Source organism: Actinoplanes sp. CA-142083, from assembly GCF_050942195.1.
Lineage (GTDB): Bacteria > Actinomycetota > Actinomycetes > Mycobacteriales > Micromonosporaceae > Actinoplanes.
In genome coordinates this window covers 5183259-5203754 of sequence record NZ_CP192076.1, presented here as the reverse complement: position 1 = coordinate 5203754, position 20496 = coordinate 5183259, and the positions used below count along the sequence as shown (strand labels likewise).

Annotated in this window: 19 protein-coding genes; 8 read left to right on the top strand and 11 right to left on the bottom strand. The window is 72.0% G+C overall.

Annotation, left to right across the window (positions count from 1 at the left end; genetic code table 11):
• The 5 genes from ACQPZX_RS23785 to ACQPZX_RS23765 form a co-directional block, all read right to left on the bottom strand.
• Positions 1–2445 carry a CHAT domain-containing protein gene (locus ACQPZX_RS23785; protein ID WP_433384428.1) on the bottom strand — a complete coding sequence of 815 codons (2445 nt, stop codon included), beginning with the start codon at positions 2443–2445 and terminating at the stop codon, positions 1–3.
• A gap of 92 nt (positions 2446–2537) precedes the next feature.
• Positions 2538–2993 carry a hypothetical protein gene (locus tag ACQPZX_RS23780; RefSeq protein ID WP_433384425.1) on the bottom strand — a complete coding sequence of 152 codons (456 nt, stop codon included), beginning with the start codon at positions 2991–2993 and terminating at the stop codon, positions 2538–2540.
• 61 nt (positions 2994–3054) lie between these two features.
• Positions 3055–3636: an RNA polymerase sigma factor gene (locus tag ACQPZX_RS23775; RefSeq protein WP_433384422.1), complete on the bottom strand. Its 582-nt coding sequence runs from the start codon at positions 3634–3636 to the stop codon at positions 3055–3057.
• Complete coding sequence (locus ACQPZX_RS23770; protein WP_433384419.1) at positions 3617–4699, bottom strand: S8 family peptidase; 1083 nt, start codon at positions 4697–4699, stop codon at positions 3617–3619. The genes ACQPZX_RS23775 and ACQPZX_RS23770 overlap by 20 nt, the downstream gene beginning before the upstream one ends.
• Positions 4700–4811: 112 nt before the next feature.
• Entirely contained in the window at positions 4812–5414 is a 603-nt protein-coding gene (locus ACQPZX_RS23765) for a TetR/AcrR family transcriptional regulator (RefSeq protein ID WP_433384416.1), read from the bottom strand.
• 63 nt (positions 5415–5477) lie between these two features.
• Between ACQPZX_RS23765 and ACQPZX_RS23760 the strand changes: the two genes are divergently transcribed.
• The 6 genes from ACQPZX_RS23760 (at position 5478) to ACQPZX_RS23735 (ending at position 13701) form a co-directional block, all read left to right on the top strand.
• Complete coding sequence (locus ACQPZX_RS23760) at positions 5478–6641, top strand: acyl-CoA dehydrogenase family protein (RefSeq protein WP_433384414.1); 1164 nt, start codon at positions 5478–5480, stop codon at positions 6639–6641.
• Positions 6631–7845 carry an acetyl-CoA C-acetyltransferase gene (locus ACQPZX_RS23755; protein WP_433384411.1) on the top strand — a complete coding sequence of 405 codons (1215 nt, stop codon included), beginning with the start codon at positions 6631–6633 and terminating at the stop codon, positions 7843–7845. Before ACQPZX_RS23760 ends, ACQPZX_RS23755 begins: the two co-directional genes overlap by 11 nt.
• A complete protein-coding gene (locus ACQPZX_RS23750) occupies positions 7845–9854 on the top strand; it encodes a 3-hydroxyacyl-CoA dehydrogenase NAD-binding domain-containing protein (protein WP_433384408.1) in 2010 nt (669 codons plus the stop codon). Before ACQPZX_RS23755 ends, ACQPZX_RS23750 begins: the two co-directional genes overlap by 1 nt.
• The gene (locus ACQPZX_RS23745; protein WP_433384405.1) at positions 9851–10924 is read left to right on the top strand and encodes a CaiB/BaiF CoA transferase family protein; all 1074 of its coding nucleotides are present in this window, start codon (positions 9851–9853) and stop codon (positions 10922–10924) included. The genes ACQPZX_RS23750 and ACQPZX_RS23745 overlap by 4 nt, the downstream gene beginning before the upstream one ends.
• A gap of 42 nt (positions 10925–10966) precedes the next feature.
• Positions 10967–12007, top strand: coding sequence for a diguanylate cyclase (locus ACQPZX_RS23740; RefSeq protein WP_433384403.1), 1041 nt, complete (start codon positions 10967–10969; stop codon positions 12005–12007).
• A gap of 134 nt (positions 12008–12141) precedes the next feature.
• Positions 12142–13701, top strand: coding sequence for a methyl-accepting chemotaxis protein (locus ACQPZX_RS23735; protein WP_433384401.1), 1560 nt, complete (start codon positions 12142–12144; stop codon positions 13699–13701).
• 1 nt (position 13702) lies between these two features.
• On the opposite strand, the gene ACQPZX_RS23730 is transcribed toward ACQPZX_RS23735, so the two are convergent.
• Positions 13703–14629: a hypothetical protein gene (locus tag ACQPZX_RS23730; RefSeq protein WP_433384398.1), complete on the bottom strand. Its 927-nt coding sequence runs from the start codon at positions 14627–14629 to the stop codon at positions 13703–13705.
• A gap of 88 nt (positions 14630–14717) precedes the next feature.
• Here ACQPZX_RS23730 and ACQPZX_RS23725 point away from each other — a divergent pair, with 88 nt between their 5' ends.
• Both ACQPZX_RS23725 and ACQPZX_RS23720 read left to right on the top strand, forming a co-directional pair.
• On the top strand, positions 14718–15593 hold the full coding sequence (locus ACQPZX_RS23725; protein ID WP_433384395.1) for an arginase family protein: 876 nt from the start codon (positions 14718–14720) through the stop codon (positions 15591–15593).
• A gap of 14 nt (positions 15594–15607) precedes the next feature.
• The gene (locus ACQPZX_RS23720; RefSeq protein WP_433384392.1) at positions 15608–16021 is read left to right on the top strand and encodes a nitroreductase/quinone reductase family protein; all 414 of its coding nucleotides are present in this window, start codon (positions 15608–15610) and stop codon (positions 16019–16021) included.
• Positions 16022–16026: 5 nt separating this feature from the next.
• On the opposite strand, the gene ACQPZX_RS23715 is transcribed toward ACQPZX_RS23720, so the two are convergent.
• From ACQPZX_RS23715 to ACQPZX_RS23695, 5 genes are all read right to left on the bottom strand, one after another.
• Positions 16027–17190, bottom strand: coding sequence for a PP2C family protein-serine/threonine phosphatase (locus ACQPZX_RS23715; RefSeq protein ID WP_433384389.1), 1164 nt, complete (start codon positions 17188–17190; stop codon positions 16027–16029).
• Between the two features lie 70 nt (positions 17191–17260).
• Positions 17261–18256: a dihydroxyacetone kinase subunit DhaK gene (gene dhaK, locus ACQPZX_RS23710; protein ID WP_433384387.1), complete on the bottom strand. Its 996-nt coding sequence runs from the start codon at positions 18254–18256 to the stop codon at positions 17261–17263.
• A 13-nt stretch (positions 18257–18269) separates the two neighbouring features.
• Positions 18270–18866 (bottom strand): dihydroxyacetone kinase subunit DhaL, encoded by a 597-nt coding sequence (gene dhaL / locus ACQPZX_RS23705; RefSeq protein ID WP_433384384.1) that lies wholly within the window; start codon positions 18864–18866, stop codon positions 18270–18272.
• Complete coding sequence (locus tag ACQPZX_RS23700) at positions 18863–19627, bottom strand: HAD-IA family hydrolase (protein ID WP_433384381.1); 765 nt, start codon at positions 19625–19627, stop codon at positions 18863–18865. Before ACQPZX_RS23700 ends, dhaL begins: the two co-directional genes overlap by 4 nt.
• Positions 19624–20484: a class II fructose-bisphosphate aldolase gene (locus ACQPZX_RS23695; RefSeq protein ID WP_433384378.1), complete on the bottom strand. Its 861-nt coding sequence runs from the start codon at positions 20482–20484 to the stop codon at positions 19624–19626. The genes ACQPZX_RS23700 and ACQPZX_RS23695 overlap by 4 nt, the downstream gene beginning before the upstream one ends.
• Between the last annotated feature and the right edge of the window lie 12 nt (positions 20485–20496).

The following is a 20496-nucleotide window of genomic DNA, read 5'->3' as shown; positions in this document are numbered from 1 at the left end:
TCAGGACGCGCCGAGGCAGACGAACCCGGTTCCCGCCGCGACGCCCGCCAACGCCGTAGCCGGCGCCATTCCCGCCGCAAGCCCCCGATGCAAACCGATCATCACATCGGTGGCGGCGGCATCGGCAACCCGGCCGACGCTGGCGACCACCGTGGCGGTTCCCGCCGCGAGCAGCGCCGAAGCCATCCCGAAGCTCTCGTCCCCCGGCCGCACCTCGGTCAGCCCCAGCTCGCAGGCGGCCAGCACCACCACGCGTGGCGGCCGGGCGACGTTGAGCAGGTCGTACCCGAGCAGCGGCCCGCCCGCGAGCGACAACGACGAGAACAGCGGACTCTCCGTCTCGTGCCGCCCATGCGCGGCCAGATGCGCGACGTCCGCCCCATCCAGAGCCGAAAGCGTCGCCGCCGGCGTGGCCGCGCCACCCGTCAGCGTCGTGCTCCCCCGCAGCAGCCGCGAAATCGCGTTAACTTCCTCCACCCCGCGCTGAGTGTCAGGCCCCGCCACGAGCACCGCACGCCCCGCCCGCCGCGGCAACCGCAGCGCCGCCAGCCAGGCCGAAGCCGAAGGCGCCACCGTCACCGGCCGTCCCGCACACGCCGGCAGCATTCCCCACGGCGCCGTCATCAACAGCCCGGTAGGCACCACGACAAGATCCCGATCCCCCACCAGCGGCAGCACCGGATCGAGCACCGCACCCTGCAACGCCGACGCATCCCGCCGCGTAGCCGCCGCGACCGCCGCCGCCAGCCTCTCCGGCATCGCCCGCCCCGCCTGCGTGTCGAGGTCCGCGCGCAGCCGCAGCACCAGTTCCTCGGCGACGGCCATCGGCCCGAGGGCCACGAGGGTGGCGGCCTGAGCGGTCACGACCAGCACGTGCAGGGTCAAACCATCACTCACGTACGCGAGGAGCACCGCCCCACCAAGCCGCCCCCGCACCGCCGCCAGCGAGGCCACACCCCCACCCCAAGCCGCATAAGCACCACTCCGTGCCGAGCCATCGCCACCCGACGCCGCTACCGCGCCGCGGACCGCCCAGGCGCTCTCCCGGATCCGTCGTTGCAGCGCCTCGGCCCGCGACCGCAGCCCCGCCACCGGCTCCCCCGCCACCTCCGCCGCCCGCAACGCCTGCCGGGTCTGCCGCAGTTCTTCCAGGGCCGCCGCCACGGCCGGATCCTCGGGCGGCCGCACCGGCGAAAGCCGCAACGCCTGCGCCCGTCCACGCTCCGCCCACCGGAAGACATCCGCCGCCCGGCCCGCCCGCAACGCCCCCGCCATCCCCGCCCGCGCGAGGTCCCGCCCGTGCGCCGACGCCCCCGTCTGCAGGTCGAGACAGCCGAACCGGCCCCGATACCGATGCAGCGTCTCCATCCCCGCCACCAGCTCCCGCGATGCCGCGCTCACCGCCCCGGACGTGGTGGCGACCTCGGCCCGCGCCAGCCGCCAGAGCAGCCGCGTGTCGAGCCGATCGAGCCGCCCGGGCCGCCCGGCCCGCCCCACCAGCCGCGCCGCCACCGCCGGCGATTCCGCCACCGAGGCCCGCGCCGCCACCAGCAGCGCCACCCGGGCGTCCTCGCCCAGCCCCAGCCCCCGAAGCTTCCCCGCAAGCCGCCGCGCCCGCCGCGCCAACTCCGCCCGTCCGGCGTCGGCCTCGGCGGCGTAGGCCGCGCGCAATGTCATCAGCTCGGCCAGCGCCGCTCGCCGCCGATTCCCCCGCCTTTGGAAGTCGGCCCGCGCCGCCGAAGCCCACGAAGCCGCCGCGGAGGGCCGCCCCGCCAGCAGCGCCGCCTCCGCCCGCGTCTGCAACGCCTCGGCGCGGCTGTGGTCCAGGCCCTGCTCATCCAGCTGCGCGAGCGCCCCCGCCAACTCCCGGTCCGCCTCCCCGAACAAACCCGCGGCGACCAGCGCCCGCGCCCTCTCCACCGCCAGCGCCGGCAGCCGCCCCGGCGACACCTCCTCGTATGCGGGCCGCGCCGACGCGAACGCTCCCAGCGCCGCCGGCAGGTCGCCGGCGACGACCTCCAGGCAGCCGGTGTTCACCCGGAAGACCGCGGCCATCATCGCCAGGTCGTGCCGCGTCGCGATCCGCAGCCCGCGCTGCAGGTCGTCGCGGGCGGCGCCGACCTGGCCGGCCTCCAGGCGCAGGATGCTGCGGTTGTTGAGGGCCTTCACCAGGTCGAGCGGGCCGTCCTGCTCGGTGAGCCCGGCCACCGCCCGGTCGTACTCGGCCAGGGCCAGGTCGTTGCGGCCGTTGCGCCACAGCAGCACCGCCCGCTGGGCGTGCAGCACGGCCTTGCGGTCCGGGGGCAGCAGCGGCTCGGCCTCGTCGAGCAACCGGTAGCCGACGGCGACCCGGCCGCGCTCCGACTCGGCCCAGGCCAGGCTGACCATCACCCGCGCGCGGGCGGCCGGGTCGGCGCCGGTGGACACGCCCAGCGCGGCGCGCATCCGGCGGACGGCCAGGGCGGGCCGCCCGTCCTCGCTCGCCGCGAGGCCGGCCGCGTAGAGCTCGGCGGCCCGTGCCGGGAGGACGGGCGGGGTCAGAGCAGAAGCGATGGCGTCACCACCCGGGGCGTTCCGGAGTCGGGCGGGTGGATGAGCAACTGGGCCAGGCCGTGCGGCACCTCGTCGAAGACGAACCGGCCGGTCTCGTCGGCGGTGACCGTGCGGGGGCCGGCGGGCTCGGGCAGGCGCAGCTCGACGACGAGGGCGGCGCCGGGTGCGAGCCAGCCGTCGACGCGTACGAGATTGTCCGCGCGCTCCACAATCGTGATCATCACGGTGCGGCTGCTGGCGTCGAAGGTGACCGTCCGCGCCTGTTCGCCGGCGCGGGCCAGGGCCGGCTCGGCGGCCGCCAGGCGGGCCACCTCGGCCTCCAGGTCGGTGAGCGCCAGCGCGAAGAGGACCCGCTCGTCGAGGTCGGCGGGCGGCGGGTCGTCGTGAGCGATCCGGGCGAGGATGTCCCGGTCGATGTCGTCGAAGTCGGGCGACGTCATGACGTACCCCCGGAGAAGTCGGCGGGGGTCAAGACGCACCCTTGGAGAAAGTCGGCGGCGGTCATGACGCACCCCAGGCGGGGTCGGCGAGCAGCATCGCCCGCAGTTTGGCCAAGCAGCGGGACCGGGTCGGTCCGATGCTGCCGTGCGGCATCCCGAAGGCGGACGCGATGACGGTGTAGTCGGGGCGTTCCACCTGCGCGACGATCCGCAGCAGGTCGCGGCAGCGTTCGGAGAGCCGCTCGTAGTGGGTCCACAGGACCCGGTCCCGCTCGTCGGCGATGAGCCGCTCGCCGGGTGCGGGCGCGGGGTCGACGGCCGCCTCGACGGCGACGCCGCCGTCCGGCACGTCGCGGCGGGCTTTCTGCTTGCGGTGCCACGCTTCCCGGCGGGTCGTGGTGATCAGCCAGGCGGTGACGGCCCGCGGCGTACGGATCTCGTGCAGTCGCCGCAGCAGTTCCAGCCACGACGTCTGCACCACGTCGGCGGCGTCCTCGGCGTTGAGGCCCTGCCCCCGCGCCACCCGCCACAGCACCGGGTCGAGTGCCCGTACCAGCTCCCGCAACGACTCCCGGTCCCCGGCCCGCGCCCGGTCGAGCAGGTCGCCGAGGCGCTGGTCCGGGTCAAGATACGGCGACGACATGGGGACGCGCCAGGTCGGCTGCGAAGTTCGCCGCCGAGAACGAGGTGCCGCTCCAGCGGGCCCACTTGTTGTCGGGGAACGTGCTGAACAGGTCGACGCCGTCGCGGTAGCGGCCGACCCAGTCGCCGAAGTTGCTGAAGGCGGCGTGGTACCCGGCGAACCCGGCGCCGACGGCGGTGACCGTGTCGAAGGCCCCCGGGAACACCTGGCCCTCGATGTGGTCGTTGCCGGCCGAGGCCACCAGCTGCACGCCCTTGTCGGCGAGCCTGCTCAGCAGGCTGCTCATCGGATCGACCTGCGGTTCGCGGCCTTCGTCGCCGGGGATCCGGCCGAACGCCATGCAGATCACGTCGACCGGGTTGCCGGCCTCCAGGTGTTCGAGGAGCCAGACGAGCGCCCGGCACACCGTCGACGCGTTGGAGAATCCCTTGTCGTTGAGGACCCGGACGTCGAGGACGCGGGCGCTGGGCGCGGCCTGCCGGATCAGCCCGGCGATGAAGGTGGCGTGCCCGGTCTTGCGCTGCGACAGGTGGTCCACGTGGGCGACGATCGTGTCCTCGGACGGCATGGTTTCCAGCGGCTTCCACTGGTGCCCGGGTTGCCGGGTGGCGTCAATCAGGAACGGGTCCTGCTCGGTGCCGACCTGCAGCCATCGGTGCTCCCGGACACCGGTGTCGAGCAGCGCGATCACCGGACGGCGCAGGGTGGGCGGCAGCGGCTTCCACTCCGGCTTCGGCGGCTCCTCGTCGACAGCGACCTCGACGAACGCGAGGCCGTGGCCGACCGGCTTGCTGGCGGCGAGCTTGAACGTGCCGTCGTAGTAGGCGGGGTCGGGCAGGAGCTGGCCGCCCTCGCCCACGCTCTCCAGCACGCCCAGCACCGCGTCGGCGGTGGCGCCGCCGGTGAGCGGCACTACGTCGACTCCCTCGCTGAGCTGCTCGGGCGTGCCGAGCACGTCCGGCATGCCGGCTTCGGCCAGGATCCCCGCGAAATGCCCGACGGGTTTGCTGGCGCTCGCGAACAGCAACGTGCGGTCGGTGTGAAGCTTGTCGATGGTGCGCATGGGTCCGCCTCCAGGCTTGGCGTGTGCGTCGGTCACCCAAGAGGTGGCCGCGCGCGGGCGCGCAGATACCCATCGTGTCGGCCGAGTGCCTCACACACCGTCACCCGAACGGCTACGCGTCGGGGAACACCTGGTCCACCATCGTCAAGAGAGTCGCGGTCAGGAGCTTGTGGACCTGGGCGCGGGTCAGTTCGCCGCGCTGGAGCCATTCGCGTGCGGTGGAGGTCGCCAGGCCGACGTAGGAGCGGGCCATCGCGTGCAGGGCGCCGCTGCCACCGGGGCGGCCGACGGCGGTGAGCACGCGGTCGGCGGCCACGTCGATGGCCTCGGCGATCACCCGGTCGACGTCGGTGTCGCCGGCCATGCCGCCGGCGGTGATCGCGCCCAGCCAGGACGTGCTGTGCCGGGAGACCACGTCGAGGAACCAGGAGACGATGGCGTCGGCGCGGGTGGGCAGGTCGTCGGCGGGCGGCAGCAGGGTCAGGGCCGCCTCGGGGACGGTGAGCATCACCCGGATGACCTCGAGGTACAGCTCCTTCTTGGTCCCGAAGTAGTGGTTGACCAGGCCGCGGGCCACGCCGGCGCCGCGGGCCACGTCGCCGGTCGAGACGTCGGGATAGCCGCGCTCGCCGAACAACCGCACGGCGACCGACAGGATCTGCTCGCGACGGGCGTCCGGCTCCAGGCGACGGCGCTGCCCCAGGTCCACACTCACGAGGGCGACCTTACCGGCAGCGGCTTGTTGACACACTGCCAACAGTCCCGGAAGAGTGGGCTCATGCCCACCCCCGGACTGGACGGGTACGCCCCGCCGTGGCTGAAGCCCGAACACGACGACCTCGCCGAGCTGGCTCGCGACTTCTTCACCAAACAGGTGCTGCCGCACGCCGAGCGCCTCGAGCGGCAGGGCCACCCCGACCGCGAGCACTACCTGCGCGCCGGCGAGCTGGGCCTGCTCGGCCTGAGCGTGCCCGAGGAGTACGGCGGGGGCGGCGGCGACTTCACCCACGAGGCGGTCCTGCTGCACGAGCAGACGATGGCGGGCGAGGGCAGCCTGGGCCTGGCCGTGCACAGCGGCATCGTCACCGGTTACATCCGGCACTACGGCACCGAGGAGCAGAAGCAGCGCTGGCTGCCGGGGCTGGCGAGCGGCGAGCTGATCGGCGCGATCGCCATGACCGAGCCCGGCGGCGGCTCCGACCTGCAGGCGATCCGCACCAAGGCCGTGCGCGAAGGCGACGATTACGTGATCTCGGGGTCGAAGACGTTCATCACGAACGGCGGCCTCGCCGATCTGGTCATCCTGGCCGTCAAGACCGACACCACACAGGGCGCTGCCGGAATTAGCCTGATTGTCTGCGAAATTTCGGATAAGTCGGAGGGGTTTCGAAGGGGACGGCTGCTCGAGAAGATCGGGCTGCACTCGAACGACACGGCGGAGCTGTTCTTCGACGACTTCCGAGTAAGTCACCGCAATCTTCTCGGAGAGGAAGGGGCGGGTTTCTACCAGATGATGGCCCAGCTCCCCCAGGAAAGGCTGGTCATCGGGGTAGGAGCGGTCGCGGCGATGCAACGGGCGGTGGAACTGACCGTCGCGTACGCGAAAGAGCGCACCGCCTTCGGCAAGCCCCTGACCGGCCACCAGAACACCCGCATGGTCCTGGCCGACTGCGCCACCCGTACGCGTGCCTCGCGAATTTTCCTCGACGACTGCATCGCCCGCCACGCCCGTGGTGAGCTCGACGTGCCGACGGCCGCGATGGCGAAACTCTGGCTGACCGAGGGGCAGTGCGAGGTCGTCGACAAATGCCTGCAGATCTTCGGCGGCTACGGGTACACCACGGAGTACCCGATCGCCCGGATGTACGCCGACGCGCGGGTCCAGAAGATCTACGGCGGCACCAACGAGATCATGAAGGAGCTGATCGCCCGTGTCCTCTGAGGCATTCGTGTACGACGCGGTGCGCACCCCGCGCGGCCGCGGCAAGCCCACCGGCGCCCTGCACGGCGTCAAGCCGATCTCGCTGGTCACCGGCCTGATCGACGCGGTGCGGGAGCGCAACCCCGGCCTCGACCCCGCCGGCATCGACGACCTGGTGCTCGGCATCGTCACCCCGATCGGTGAGCAGGGCGGCGACCTCCCCCGCGCCGCAGCGCTGCTGGCCGGCCTGCCCGACACCGCGGCCGGCGTGCAGCTCAACCGCTTCTGCGGCTCCGGCCTCGAAGCCGTCAACCAGGCCGCCGCCCGCATCCGCAGCGGCTGGGAACACCTGATCCTGGCCGGCGGCGTCGAGTCGATGTCCCGCAACCCGATGGGCTCCGACGGCGGCGCCTGGTTCCTCGACCCCGAGACGGCCCTGGCCACCGGCTTCGTCCCGCAGGGCGTCAGCGCCGACCTGATCGCCACCGTCGAGGGCTTTTCGCGCGACGACGTCGACGGCTACGCCCTGCGGTCGCAGGAAAGGGCCGCCAAAGCCATCGCCGCCGGGCATTTCAAAGATTCGATCATTCCCGTACGGGATCCGAGCGGCCTGACGATCCTCGAGAACGACGAGCACCCGCGCCCCGACACCACCCGCGAGGGCCTGGCCAAGCTCAACGCCTCGTTCGCGACGATCGGCGAGGCGGCCGGCTTCGACGCCGTGGCTCTGCAGAAATACCACTGGGTCGAGAAGATCGACCACGTCCACCACGCCGGCAACTCGTCCGGAATCGTGGACGGCGCGGCACTTGTCGCGATCGGGTCGCAGCAGGCGGGCGAGCGAGCCGGTCTGACCCCGCGCGCCCGGATCGTCGCCGCCGCGGTCACGGGCGCCGACCCGACGATCATGTTGACCGGTCCCATCCCGGCGACGCAGAAGGCGCTCGCGATCGCCGGCCTCCAGACCGCCGACATCGACCTCTTCGAGATCAACGAGGCCTTCGCCGCCGTCGTGCTCAAGTACGAGCGCGATCTCGGGCTCGACCCCGAGAAGGTCAACGTCAACGGCGGCGCCATCGCCCTCGGCCACCCGCTCGGCGCCACCGGCGCGATGCTGCTCGGCACCGCCCTCGACGAGCTGGAGCGCCGCGACCAGCGCCGCGCCGTCGTCACCCTGTGCATCGGCGGCGGCATGGGCGTCGCCACCGTGATCGAGAGGCTGTGATGATTCGCTACGACCGCGACCCGGACGGCGTCGTCACCCTCACCATGGACGACCCCGACCAGTCCGCCAACACCATGAACACCGCCTACGTCGAGGGCATGTCCGCCGCCCTCGACCGCCTGGAGGCCGAGCGCGGGGACGTCACCGGCGTGATCGTCACGAGCGGGAAGACCACCTTCTTCGCCGGCGGCGACGTGACCCTGATGAGCACGGCCACGCCCGGCGACACCCAGAAGCTGTCCGACCTGCTCGGCCTGATCAAGGGCGACCTGCGCCGCCTGGAGACCTACGGCCGCCCGGTCGTCGCCGCGGTCAACGGGGCCGCGCTCGGCGGCGGCCTCGAGATCGCCCTCGCCTGCCACCACCGGATCGCCCTGGACGCGCCCGGCACCCGGCTGGGCTTCCCCGAGGTCACGCTGGGCCTGCTCCCGGGTGCGGGCGGCGTGACCCGCACCGTACGCATGCTGGGTCTTGCTCCTGCCCTGACGACTTGGCTGCTCACCGGCCGGCGGTACCGCCCGAAGGACGCCGCCGGCAACGGCCTGGTGGACGAGATCGCCGCGACGCCGGAAGACATGATCAAGCGCGCGAAGGCATGGATCGCCGCCAATCCCGGCGCCGCCCAGCCGTGGGACCAGCCCGGCTACAAGATGCCCGGCGGCACGCCCAGCACGCCCAAGCTGGCCGCCCAGCTGCCCGCGTTCGCCGCCACCCTGCGCAAACAGCTCAAGGGCAACCGCCTGCCGGCCCCGGAGGCGATCCTGGCGACGGCCGTCGAGGGCGCGCAGGTCGACTTCGCGACCGCCCAGGTGATCGAGACGCGGCACCTGATCACGCTGCTCACCGGGCAGATCGCCAAGAACATGATGGGCGCGCTCTTCTTCGACATGCGCGCGGTCAACGGCGGCCTCGCCCGCCCCCGCGTCGAGGTCCTGCCCGCCACCAAGATCGCCGTGCTCGGCGCCGGCATGATGGGCGCCGGCATCGCCCAGGCCTGCGCCCGCGCCGGCCTGTCCGTGGTGGTCAAGGACGTGACGCCCGAGCTGGCCGCCCGCGCGGCCGGCGAGGGGATCGTCACCACCGCCGATATCGAGGACCTGCGCGGCTGCGACGTGGTGATCGAGGCGGTCTTCGAGGATCCGGCGCTCAAGGCGAAGGTGTTCGCCGAGGTCGAACCGGTCCTGGCGCCGGGCGCGCTGCTCGCCTCCAACACGTCGACGCTGCCGATCACCGGCCTCGCCGGGGGCGTGAGCCGGCCCGCCGACTTCATCGGCATGCACTTCTTCTCGCCGGTCGCCAAGATGCCGCTGCTGGAGATCGTCGTCGGCGAGCGGACCCGGGACGAGGCCGTGGCACGCGCCTTCGACCTGGGCCGGCGCATCGGCAAGACCCCGATCGTGGTCAACGACGCGCGAGGGTTCTTCACCAGCCGGGTGATCGGCAAGTTCATGGACGAGGCGATCGGCATGCTCGCCGAGGGCGTCCCGGCGGCGTCGATCGAGCAGGCCGCGCTGCAGGCCGGGTATCCGACCGGGCCGCTCGCGCTGGCCGACGAGGTCAGCATCGGGCTGATCCAGCGCATCCGCCGGCAGTTCGAGGCCGCGAACGTGGCCTTCGAGCGGCAGCCCTCGCATGATCTGGTGGACGCGATGGTCGACAAGCATGACCGGCCGGGTCGCGCTTCGGGGCGCGGTTTCTACGCGTACGAGAACGGCAAGCGCACCGGCCTGTGGGACGGCCTCGCCCAGCTCGCCACCCCCGAAGGCCGCGCGGTGCCGTTCGCCGACCTGCAGGACCGCTTCCTGTTCGCGGAGGCCCTCGACGCGCGCAAGTGCCTCGACGAGGGCGTGCTGCGCACCGAGGAGGACGGCAACGTCGGCTCGATCCTCGGCATCGGCTACCCGGCCTGGACCGGCGGGGTGCTGCGGTTCGCGAAACAGCACGCGGACTTCCCCGGGCGCGCCACCGAGCTCGCCGCCCGCTACGGCGAGAGGTTCGTGCCGGCATGAGTGGTCCCCTCGCCGGTGTCCGGGTCGTCGAGCTCGCCGGGCTCGCGCCGGGACCGTTCGGCTGCATGATCCTGGCCGACCTCGGCGCCGACGTGATCCTGGTCGACCGGCCCGGCGGCGGCCGCACTCCCCCGCACGGGCCCATGCAGCGCGGCCGCCGCGTCGTCGAGCTCGACCTGAAGACCCCCGAGGGCATCGAGTCCCTGCTGCGCCTCGTCGAGCGGGCCGACGTGCTGGTCGAGGGCTACCGTCCCGGCGTCGCCGAGCGCCTCGGCTTCGGCCCCGGTGACTGCGAGAAGATCAACCCCAGGCTTGTGTACGGGCGGATGACCGGCTGGGGCCAGGACGGGCCCCTGGCCGCGCGCGCCGGGCACGACATCGACTACATCGCCGTGGCGGGGGCGCTCGAGCCGATCGGGCGCGCCGGCGAACGGCCGCACGCGCCGCTCAACCTGATCGGGGATTTCGCGGGCGGCGGCATGCTGCTGGCGGTCGGGATCCTGGCGGCGCTGCTCGAGCGGGAGCGGTCCGGCTGCGGGCAGGTCGTCGACGCCGCGATGGTGGACGGCTCGGCGCTGCTCATGGCGTTCTTCCACGGGATGATCGCGAACGGCTCCTGGCCGTTCCCGCGCGGGGCGAACCTGCTCGACGGCGGCGCGCCCTTCTACGACACGTACGAAACCTCGGACGGCGGGTTCGTGGCGGTCGGCGCCCTCGAACCCGCCTTCTACGCGGCTTTGCTGGATGGGCTCGGCCTCACCGATGCCGACCTGCCCGGTCAACTCGACCGGAACGGGTGGCCCCTCCTGCGCGACCGATTCGCTTCGGTCTTCCGGACCCGTACGCGTGGTGAATGGACCGGCGTGTTCGCCGGCACCGACGCCTGCGTGGCGCCGGTGCTCTCCCCCGCCGAGGCGCCCGGACACCCGCACAACCAGGCCCGGAAAGCCTTCGTCGAGGTGGACGGCCTCGCGCAGCCGGCGCCGGCGCCCCGGTTCGCCCGCACCCCGCCCGACACGCCGTCCGGGCCTTCCGCGGTCACCGTCGACGAGGTGCTGACCGGCTGGTAACGCCTCAGAAGCCCGGCCCGGACGCCGATCCGACCGGGGATGATGACTACCACCTGTGACCCGTCGCTGCTGCGTAAGCGGAAGACCGTCGAGGCCGCCTCCTTCGTGGCGCGCGGCGTCGGGTTGCTGGCCACCGTCGCGTTCCTGGCCGAGGCCATGGGACCGATGAGCCACCACCCGCCGCCGGCGCTGCGTACCTCGCTGTGGCTGGGGGTGCTGCTGATGCTGATCGCGAACGTGCTCACCGCGGTCAACCACCGCCGGCCGGAATCGCCCTACTACAGCGCGCTGAGCGCGGTGCAGGTCGCGCTGGACACCAGCACGGTCACCGGCATCGTGGTCTGGGCGCAGGGCTACAACGCGCAGACCGCCTGGCCGCTGCTGATCATCGCGATCGTGGTCGGGGCCTACCGGCACCGGCTGGCCGGGGCCCTGGTCGTCTGGGCGGTCACGACGGCCGGCTTCGGGCTGGCCATGAAGATCATCCCGCAGCCGGCGCTGCGCGAGGGCGAGGTGCTCACCGCCGCGGTGATCGGCCTGATCGTCGCGGTGCTCTGCGGCATCCAGGGCGACGCGTACTCCCAGCAGGTCAAGGAGCTCGAACGGGCCCGCCAGGCGCTGCACCACCAGGCCCACCACGACCCGCTCACCGGGCTGCCCAACCGCGACCAGGTCGCGTCCTTCGCCGCCACCCAGCGCGGCCGCGCCCTCGCCGTGCTGCTCCTCGACCTGAACGCCTTCAAGCTGGTCAACGACACCCTTGGGCACGCGGCCGGCGACCGGCTGCTGCAGGAGGTCGGGCGGCGGCTGTCCGCGGGCCTGCGCGCCGGCGACCTGGCCGGGCGGATCGGCGGCGACGAGTTCGTCGTGCTCATGCCGGGCGCCTCCCCGGCCACAGCCGGCGAGCTTGCCGCGCGGCTGCGCGAGGAGATCTGCCGGCCGGTCGACATCGACGGCACACCGGCCGTCGTGGGCGCCAGCATCGGCATCGCGTGCCGTGACGCCGGCTCCGATCTCGGCCTCGACGCGCTGACCCGCACCGCCGACGAGGAGATGTACCGCGACAAGGTGGCGTCCCGCTAATCGCCAGACTTTAGGTTTCCACGTTGCTTTGCGGTTGCCTCCCTCAGGTGAGCTGCCTCACTCGTCGATCTGCCGGGCAACAGACGACCGCAACGCTTCGCCGAAGCAGCGGCAGACCAGCAGAGGCAGAGACAATGCGGAGACTGCAAGACATCGGAGTCGCGAAGCGACTGGGCCTCATCGTCAGCACCGGGGCCGTGCTTCTCGCCGCGCTGGCCTGCATCAACCTGTACAGCCAGAACAAGGTCGCCGACCAGAGCCGGACGATCACCGGCCTGCAGCAGGGCCTCGGCGCCCTGAACCACCTGGACACCCGGCAGAGCGAGCTGAAGGTCGACGCCTACCGGTCGCTGCTCGGCCAGGACGTCACCCAGGACGTCGTCGACGACGTGCAGTCCTCCACCGAGGCCGCCGACGCGGTCGCCGCCTCCGGCCTCACCCCCGCCATGCTGGCGACCTTCACCTCGATCCGCCCCGACTTCGTCGACTTCAGCGCGTTCATCACCGACTTCACCAACGCCGCCAAGAACGACCGGGCCGCCGCGGTCAAGAACATCGGCGAGATCGCCGAGCGCAACCACAAGACCGACGACGAGCTGGGCGCGCTGGTCGACGAGGCCAGCGCCGCCGCGGTCCAGGAGCAGAAGGACATGGACTCCACGGTCGCCTTCTCCCGGCTGCTCGCGCTGATCGTCGCCGGCCTCGGCCTGCTCGTCATGATCGCCTTCGCGGTCCCGCTGGTGCGCTCCATCCTCAAGCCGGTCCGCCGCCTCGGCGAGGTCGTCGACGCGCTCGCCAAGGGCGACCTGACCGTCCGCAGCGGCATCACCAGCAAGGACGAGCTGGGCACGATGGCCACCCACCTGGACAACTCGCTCGAGGCGTTGCGCGAGTCGATGGGCACCATCGCCGCCGACGCCGACATGCTGGCCAGCGCCTCCGCCGAGCTGTCCGCGGTGGCCGGCACGATCGCCGACGCCGCCGGCGACACCAACGCGCAGACCGCCTCCGCGGCCGCCGAGGCCGAGGAGATCTCCCGCAACGTGCAGTCGGTCGCCGCCGGCTCCGACGAGATGGGCCTGGCGATCCGCGAGATCTCCCGCAACACCAGCGAGTCGGCCCAGGTCGCCATGGTCGCCGTGTCCGAGGCCGCCCGCGCCACCGAGACCATGCGCCAGCTCGGCGAGTCCTCGGCCGAGATCGGCAACGTCATCAAGCTGATCACCGCGATCGCCGAGCAGACCAACCTGCTCGCCCTCAACGCCACCATCGAGGCCGCCCGGGCCGGCGAGATGGGCAAGGGCTTCGCCGTCGTCGCCTCCGAGGTCAAGGACCTCGCCCAGGAGACCGCGAAGGCCACCGAGGACATCGGCGCCCGCGTCGCCGCCATTCAGCAGGGCACCACGGGCGCCGTCGAGGTCATCTCCCGCATCTCCGAGGTCATCAACCAGATCAACGAGTTCCAGACGACGATCGCCTCCGCGATCGAGGAGCAGACCGCCACCACCGGCGAGATGAGCCGCAGCATCGGCGAGGTCGCGAGCGGCTCCAACCGCATCGCCGTCAACATTTCGGACGTGTCGACGGCCAGCGCCACCTCGGCCGAGGGCGTCGAGCAGACCCGCCAGGCGTCCAACGAGGTCGCCCGCACGGCCGAGGAGCTGCGCAACCTCGTCGGCGCCTTCAAGTACTGAGTCACGGCGTGGCCGCGGCCACCAGCTCCTGATAGGCGGCGACGCCGTCGGGGTCGGTGGCCGCGTCCAGGTACCAGTTGTCCAGCTGCCAGTAGCTGATGATGTGGAAGTTGTGGCCGGTCAACCAGGTCCGTGAAGCCCGGATGGCCGGCCCGCGCGACGCCTGGACCCCCTGGTCGTCGATGATGCCCCACTCGGGCAGGGTGAGCGGCTCGCCGAGGCCGGCGAACGCGTTGTACCAGCGGGTCATCCGCGGATCCAGGCCGATGCTGACCGGGTCGTCGGGCTCGCTGCCGCGGGTGCTGGCCTGCCAGTACAGATCCAGCCCGTACGCGTCGGCGTACGCGGCCGGGACGATCCAGTCCTGGATCTCGTTGCTGCCGCCGGTGCCGTTGTTGGTGACCTTGGACGAGCCCGGCCGCCACTGGTACGACATGTAGATCGGCACCACGGTCACGCCCGGGTTGGCCGCCTTCGCCACGGTGTAGACCCGCTGGAACGCGGCGACGAACTGCACGCCGGTCATGTCGTTCTCGGGCTCGTGGTTGTAGGTCAGGTAGCTGCCGGCCGGCATGGCCAGCGCGATGTTCTGGATCTCGGAGTCACACCAGCCGGCCGCCACTCCGGCTGGTGTGCACGACGTCTTGAACGAGTACCAGAGCACCGCGCCATGGTTGTTGTGACAGTTGATCGCGTCGGCGGGCGGCAACTGCCCGGCCGAGGCGAAGACCCGGCGGATCCCCAGGTTGCCCAGGTGGGTCCGCTCGTCGAGGAAGCCGGCACAGGTGTTGCCGCTGCCGACGGTGTCGGCCGCCGAGGTCGTCGCGCCGACCGCGAGGGTGGGCAGAGCGGCCCGGGCCGGGGCCGGGGCGGCCAGGAGCACCACCGCGGCGGCGACCACAAGTGAGCGATACAGAACACGCGCCATGCCCGGACGGTAGGCAGGGCCATCGACAGATCGCCATTTAACGATCGCTCATGTCGCTTTCAGTCCACCGGGCCGTAGGCTTCTCGAGGTGATCGGATCCGACTGGTTCCTGCTCGGGGCACCCTGGGACTGCTCCGGCACCAACCGCGGCGAGGCGCAGGCCCCGGGGGCACTGCGCGGGGCGGGGCTGGCCGGCCTCGTCGACGTCGACCTCGGTGACGCGGCGACGGCGATCTCCAGCAGCCGTCGCGACCGGGCCACCGGGGTGCGCGCGCTGCCCGAGACCATCGCCGCCGCCCGGGAACTGTCCGCCGCCTTGTGGGACGGCGTCCGTGACCACCCCGGGCGCCGGCCGCTGGTCCTCGGCGGCGACTGCAGCCTGCTCCTCGGCGTGTTCGCCGGTGCTCACGCCGTACGCGGTGATCTCGGTCTTTGGATCGTCGACGGCCACCCCGATTATCTCGACGCACAAAGCTCGGACACCGGCGAGACGGCCGACCTGGAGCTCGCCGTGCTCACCGGCGACGGCCCACCTGACCTGCTGGCGCTGGGCGGAACGGTACCGATGGTGGCGGCTCGGCACGTCGCGCTGATCGGGCACCGCACCGCCGATCTCGATCCCGCGGCGGCCGCCGAGCTGGGTCGCGTGCCGGCCGGCATGGTCACCATCGACGCCACCGCGGTCGTCGGCGACCCGCACGGCGCGGGCGACGAGGCGGCGGCGTGGGCCGATCGACCGATGTGGCTGCACGTCGACGTGGACGTCCTCGACCCGTCGGCCCTGCCCGCGGTGACCTACCCGCAGGCCGGCGGGCCGGATCTCGACCAGCTCGCGGCCGTCCTGACGCCGCTCGCCCGATCGCCCCACCTGGTCGGCGTCAGCATCGCCGACTTCCGCCCGGATCTCGACCCCGGCGGCGCCCAAGCGGCGCGGCTGGTCGCCCTTCTCGACCGCGTCCTGTGATAGAACCGCTGCACATGCGCTCGCGGAAGTACCGCATCGTCACGACGGTCGAGCGGCTCAACAACCGCCTGACCCGCTTCGCCCTGCGCAAGGGCATCGCTCCCCGGGCCTTCGCGCTGCTGGAGACGACGGGCCGGCGCACCGGGCTCCCCCGGCACACCCCCGTGGGCAACGGCTGCGTCGGCGACACGTTCTGGCTGGTGGCCGCGCACGGAACCCAGGCGGACTTCGTCCGCAATTTAAGGGCCCATCCCGCCGTACGGGTGAAGGTCGCGCGCGTCTGGCGCACCGGTACGGCCGTGGTGCTGCCCGATGACGACGCCGAAGCCCGCTCGCGAACTCTGCCGTACCAGTGGGACGCCGCGCTCGGCCGGCTGATGGCCTCGAGCCCGTTGACGATCCGCATCGACCTCGATCCCGGCCGCTGAGCCGGTCAGCGCCGCCGCCACTGGAGCATGGCGGCGGTGGCGTCGTCGCGGAGCTCGCCGTCCTCGTAGGAGACGATCGCCTGGATCAGGCGGCGCATGGTTTCCGGCGCGGGGATGCCGCCGGCCAGCGAGTCGAGCAGGAACTCGCTGAGCCGCTCGGCGCCGAACAGCTCGCCCGACGCGTCGCGCGCCTCGGTGATGCCGTCGGTGTAGAGGACCAGGGTGTCGCCGGGTTCGAGTTGCTGCTCGACGACCCGTGGCGGCCGGTCGATCATGTGGCCGAGGCCGAGCGGCAGCGCGTTGGGCGTGGGCAGCGAGGGCAGGGCCCGCCCGGCCCGCAGGAACAGCTCGGGGGGATGGCCGGCGCTGATCCGCCGGTAGGCGCCGGTCGCGATGTCCAGCTCGGCCACCAGCCCGGTGACGAAGGCGCCGGGGTACTGCGCGCGGATCCACTTGTCGATCGACCGGCAGGTGTCGGCCAGGGCGAGCCCGGACCGGCGGGCGTTGCGGTACGTGTTCAGCGTCAGGGTGGTCAGCGCGCTGGCGCTGATGCCGTGGCCGACCGTGTCGAAGAGCGCGACGTGCAGGACGTCCTCGTTGGCCGCGTAGTCGAACGCGTCGCCGCCGACTTCGTAGCAGGGTTCGAGCACGGCCGTGACCATCGTGCCGTCGACGGCGAAGGTGAGCGGCGGCAGCTGGTTCCAGATGATCTCGGCGGCCAGCTGCATCGGCATGCGCCGGCGGGTGTGCTCGACCGCGTCGCCGTAGAAGCGCCGGCTGGCGATCAGCTCGGCGACCAGGGCGGCGATCACTTCGAGGTCGAGACGGTGCGCGTCGGAGGGATGGGCCTTGATCCGGAACTCCAGGACGCCGAGCCGCTCGGCGCCGTGCAGCAGCGGCAGCCACAGCACCCCGCCGCCGCCCTCGTCGAGCCACTGCTGCTCGGCGGTGGTGAAGGCGCGGCCGGCGGGGGTGCCCTCGACCGGCAGAGCGGTCGCGGTGTCGAGGGTGGTGCCGCGGAGCGGATGCAGCGCGACCTGCCCGTAGTCGACCAGGAGCACGGTGGCGGTCTCGGCGTCGAGCAGAGGCGCGGCCGCCGCGAGCACCGCCGGCAGGTCCTCGGCCCGGCCACGGTGTCGCAGATCCATGAGCCGGCGCACGGCTTCCATCGAGGCGACCATCACCCCCCATCCTGCAACTCGCGGCGCGAAGTCGCAGCACCGGCGGGAGACCCGCTGATCAGAAGACCCGGATGGCGGCCTCCGCGGGCGCGGCCAGGAGGTCCTCGATCTCGTCGTCCAGGCGGACCAGGGTCAGCGACGCGCCGGCCATGTCGAGCGAGGTGCAGTACTCGTTCACATAGCTGCGGCCGATTGTGATCCCCCGCTCGGCAAGCCGCTGGTGGGCCCGGCGGTAGCAGATGTAGAGCTCGCTGACCGGAGTCCCGCCCAGCCCGTTGATCATCAGGGCCACCCGGTCGCCGGAGTTGTAGGGCAGGTCGGTGACGACGGCCTCGAGCATGTCGTCGACGATCTCGTCGGCGGACTTCATCTTGCGGCGCTCGCGGCCCGGCTCGCCGTGGATGCCGACGCCGAACTCCATCTCGTCGCCGCCCAGCTCGAACAGGGGCGAGCCCTTCGCGGGCGGCGTGCAGGCGGTCAGCGCGACCCCCATCGTCCGGGTCACGTCGTTGACCTTCTTGCCGATCCGGAGCAGCTCGTCGAGGTCGGCGCCCCGCTCGGACGCGGCGCCCACCGCCTTGATCACGAAGAAGTTGCCGGCGACGCCGCGGCGGCCCACGGTGTACAGGGAGTCCTGCACGGCGACGTCGTCGTTGATCGTGAGGATCTCGCAGCGTACGCCGTCGGCCTCGGCCATCTCCTTGCCCATGTCGAAGGCCATCCGGTCGCCGGTGTAGTTGTTGACCAGCAGCAGGACGCCCTTGGGCGAGGCGAGCAGCTTCGCGGTCTCGTAGACGTAATCCATCGGCGGCGCGGCGAAGACGTCGCCGGGGCAGGCCGCGTCGAGCATGCCCTTGCCGACGGCCATCACGTGGGCCGGCTCATGGCCGGAGCCCGAGCCCTGCACGATCGAGACCTTGCCGTCCGAGGGCGCGTCGGCCCGCATGATCAGGTTGTAGGCGGGGACGTACTTGAGGGTGCCCGGGTTGGCGAGGGCGACGCCCTCCAGCATCTCGGGGACGTAGCTCTTCGGGTCGTTGACGAACTTCTTCACGGCGAAGCCTCCTTCACTTCCAGGTCTCGCTGATCCGTTCGGCGATGACGGCCACCGCCGTGGCGCCGGCGTCGACCGAGCCCCGGCTGCGCTCGCCGGTGTAGGCCGCGCGGCCGCGCTTGGCGACCATGCCGCTGGTGGCGTCGGCCGCCTCCCGGGCGCTGGCCGCGGCGGCCCGGATCGCCTCCTCCGTGCTCGCGCCCCGGCCGAGCTCGCTCTCCAGGCGGTCGGTCATCGGGACCAGCGCGTCCAGCAGCGTCTTGTCGCCCACATCGGACTGGCCGCGCGCCTTGATGCCCTCGATCGCCGCCCGCAGCATCGCGACGACCCCGTCGCCGGCGGCGCCGCCGGCCCGGATGAACGCCGTGCCCCAGAGCGGCCCGGAGGTGCCGCCGATCCGGGAGGCGATGACCATTCCCGTACGTTTCAGGAAGGTCCCGTCGTCGGTGCGGTCGAGGTCGTCCCAGCCTTCGAGGAGCTTCTCGAAGCCGCGGGCGAGGGAGTATCCGAAGTCGCCGTCGCCGACGACCGAGTCCAGGTCGCCGAAGTACTTCTCGTTCTCGATCGCGGTCTCGGCGATCGTCCGGACCACCTGCTCGGTCGTGCTCATCGCGGCTCCTCCAGACAGGCGCGCAGGTCGTCGAGCGTGAGGTAGCCGCCCGGTTTCGCCGCGCTGCGGTTCGCCAGCACCTCGATCGGCGGGCGGCCGGGGTCGCCCAGCTCCGAGACCACCAGGGCGGCCTCGGTGAAGTCCTCGTCGCGGGTGTATCCGTTCACCGTCACCAGGCAGCGCAGACCCGCGCCGGCGGCGGCCAGGAGCCCGTTGCGCGAATCCTCGACAACCAGCGTGTCCACAGGGCTCAGGCCGAGCCGGTCGACCGTCAGCCGATAGATCGCCGGGTCGGGTTTCTTGGCCGGCACGATGTCACCGGCGAAGACCGGGACACTTTTCGCGGTCTCCCCGCCGACCGCGCGCTCGAGCACCGCCCGTACGGAATCCTCGGCCGACGTCGACGCGACCGCGACCGTCCACCCTTGCGCGAGCGCCGCCTCGATGATGCGGGCGATTCCCGGCCGCGGCGGGATGTGGCCTTCGGCCACCAGCTTCTTGAACGCCGCCGTCTTGGCCTTGTGCCATTTCACCAGCAATTCCGTACGGTCACCGCGCACCGAGTTCGCGAAAGCGGGATCGTCGAACAGGCTGGCCATCCGCTCCTTGCCGCCGCCGATGCTGAGCTTTTCGCCGTACTCCCGCTCGCTCCAATGCGCGGGCAGGCCGAACTGCTCGAAGGTGGCGTTGAAGGCGGGCAGATGACCGTAGCGCTCGGTGTCGGCCAGCACGCCGTCGCAATCGAAGACGAGCGCGGTCACCACGCTTTCCCCGATCCTCCGAAAAGGCGGATGTGCCGCTGGGCCATTTCCATGACGGCGGCCCGCTGGGCCCGGAAAAGCGTGGGCGGATCCCATTTGCCGGCCTTTTCGGCGGCGTCGAGATGCTTCAGCCCCGACTTCATGAAACTTTCCTTGAGCGCCGTCGAGATGTTCACCTTCGCGCAGCCGCGGGCGATCAGGTCGGTGAACTGCTCGTCCGACAGCCCGGTCCCGCCGTGCAGCGCCATCGGCACCCCGGTCGCCGCCACCAGGTCGCTGACCCGCTGCGCGTCCAGCTTGGGCGCCTGCTTGTACTGCCCGTGCGCGTTGCCGATCGCCGGCGCGAAACAGTCGACGCCGGTGTGCTTGATGAAGTCGACCGCCACCTCAAGTGAATGGATCTTCGACGCCTCCTCGGAGCCGATGTCGTCCTCCACCCCTTGGATGCCCTCGATCTCCCCTTCGACGTGCGCGCCGGTCCGCCGGGCCTCCGCCACCACCTCGGTGGTCTGCCGCAGGTTCTCGGCCACGTCCAGCTCATGCGCGTCGAACAGCACCGAGTTCCAGCCGCCGGCCAGGCAGTCCGAGATCACCGCCCGGTCCGGGCAATGGTCGAGATGCAGCGTGACCGGCACGTCGACCCCGCGCATCAGCGCCCGGAAAATGTCGAGGAGCTGCTCCCGGCCGTACTGCTTCACCGTCTTCACCGACGTCTGCAGAATGACCGGCGCCCGCTCCTCGACGGCCGCCGCCAGCACCGCCTCGATGCTCAGGTCATTGATGATGTTGAAGGCGCCGACCCCGTAGCGCTCGGCCAGAGCACGATCGAGGATCTCCTTCATCGACACGACGGGCATGCGCCCAGTCAG

Bases quoted from the DNA above. Each gene is read 5' to 3' on its own strand.
- ACQPZX_RS23785 (WP_433384428.1), bottom strand. From the start codon at position 2,445: ATGCGCGCCGCGCTGGGCGTGTCCACCGGCGCCGACCCGGCCGCCCGC.
- ACQPZX_RS23780 (WP_433384425.1), bottom strand. From the start codon at position 2,993: ATGACGTCGCCCGACTTCGACGACATCGACCGGGACATCCTCGCCCGG.
- ACQPZX_RS23775 (WP_433384422.1), bottom strand. From the start codon at position 3,636: ATGTCGTCGCCGTATCTTGACCCGGACCAGCGCCTCGGCGACCTGCTC.
- ACQPZX_RS23770 (WP_433384419.1), bottom strand. From the start codon at position 4,699: ATGCGCACCATCGACAAGCTTCACACCGACCGCACGTTGCTGTTCGCG.
- ACQPZX_RS23760 (WP_433384414.1), top strand. From the start codon at position 5,478: ATGCCCACCCCCGGACTGGACGGGTACGCCCCGCCGTGGCTGAAGCCC.
- ACQPZX_RS23750 (WP_433384408.1), top strand. From the start codon at position 7,845: ATGATTCGCTACGACCGCGACCCGGACGGCGTCGTCACCCTCACCATG.
- ACQPZX_RS23745 (WP_433384405.1), top strand. From the start codon at position 9,851: ATGAGTGGTCCCCTCGCCGGTGTCCGGGTCGTCGAGCTCGCCGGGCTC.
- ACQPZX_RS23740 (WP_433384403.1), top strand. From the start codon at position 10,967: ATGACTACCACCTGTGACCCGTCGCTGCTGCGTAAGCGGAAGACCGTC.
- ACQPZX_RS23735 (WP_433384401.1), top strand. From the start codon at position 12,142: ATGCGGAGACTGCAAGACATCGGAGTCGCGAAGCGACTGGGCCTCATC.
- ACQPZX_RS23730 (WP_433384398.1), bottom strand. From the start codon at position 14,629: ATGGCGCGTGTTCTGTATCGCTCACTTGTGGTCGCCGCCGCGGTGGTG.
- ACQPZX_RS23720 (WP_433384392.1), top strand. From the start codon at position 15,608: ATGCGCTCGCGGAAGTACCGCATCGTCACGACGGTCGAGCGGCTCAAC.
- ACQPZX_RS23715 (WP_433384389.1), bottom strand. From the start codon at position 17,190: ATGGAAGCCGTGCGCCGGCTCATGGATCTGCGACACCGTGGCCGGGCC.
- dhaL (WP_433384384.1), bottom strand. From the start codon at position 18,866: ATGAGCACGACCGAGCAGGTGGTCCGGACGATCGCCGAGACCGCGATC.
- ACQPZX_RS23695 (WP_433384378.1), bottom strand. From the start codon at position 20,484: ATGCCCGTCGTGTCGATGAAGGAGATCCTCGATCGTGCTCTGGCCGAG.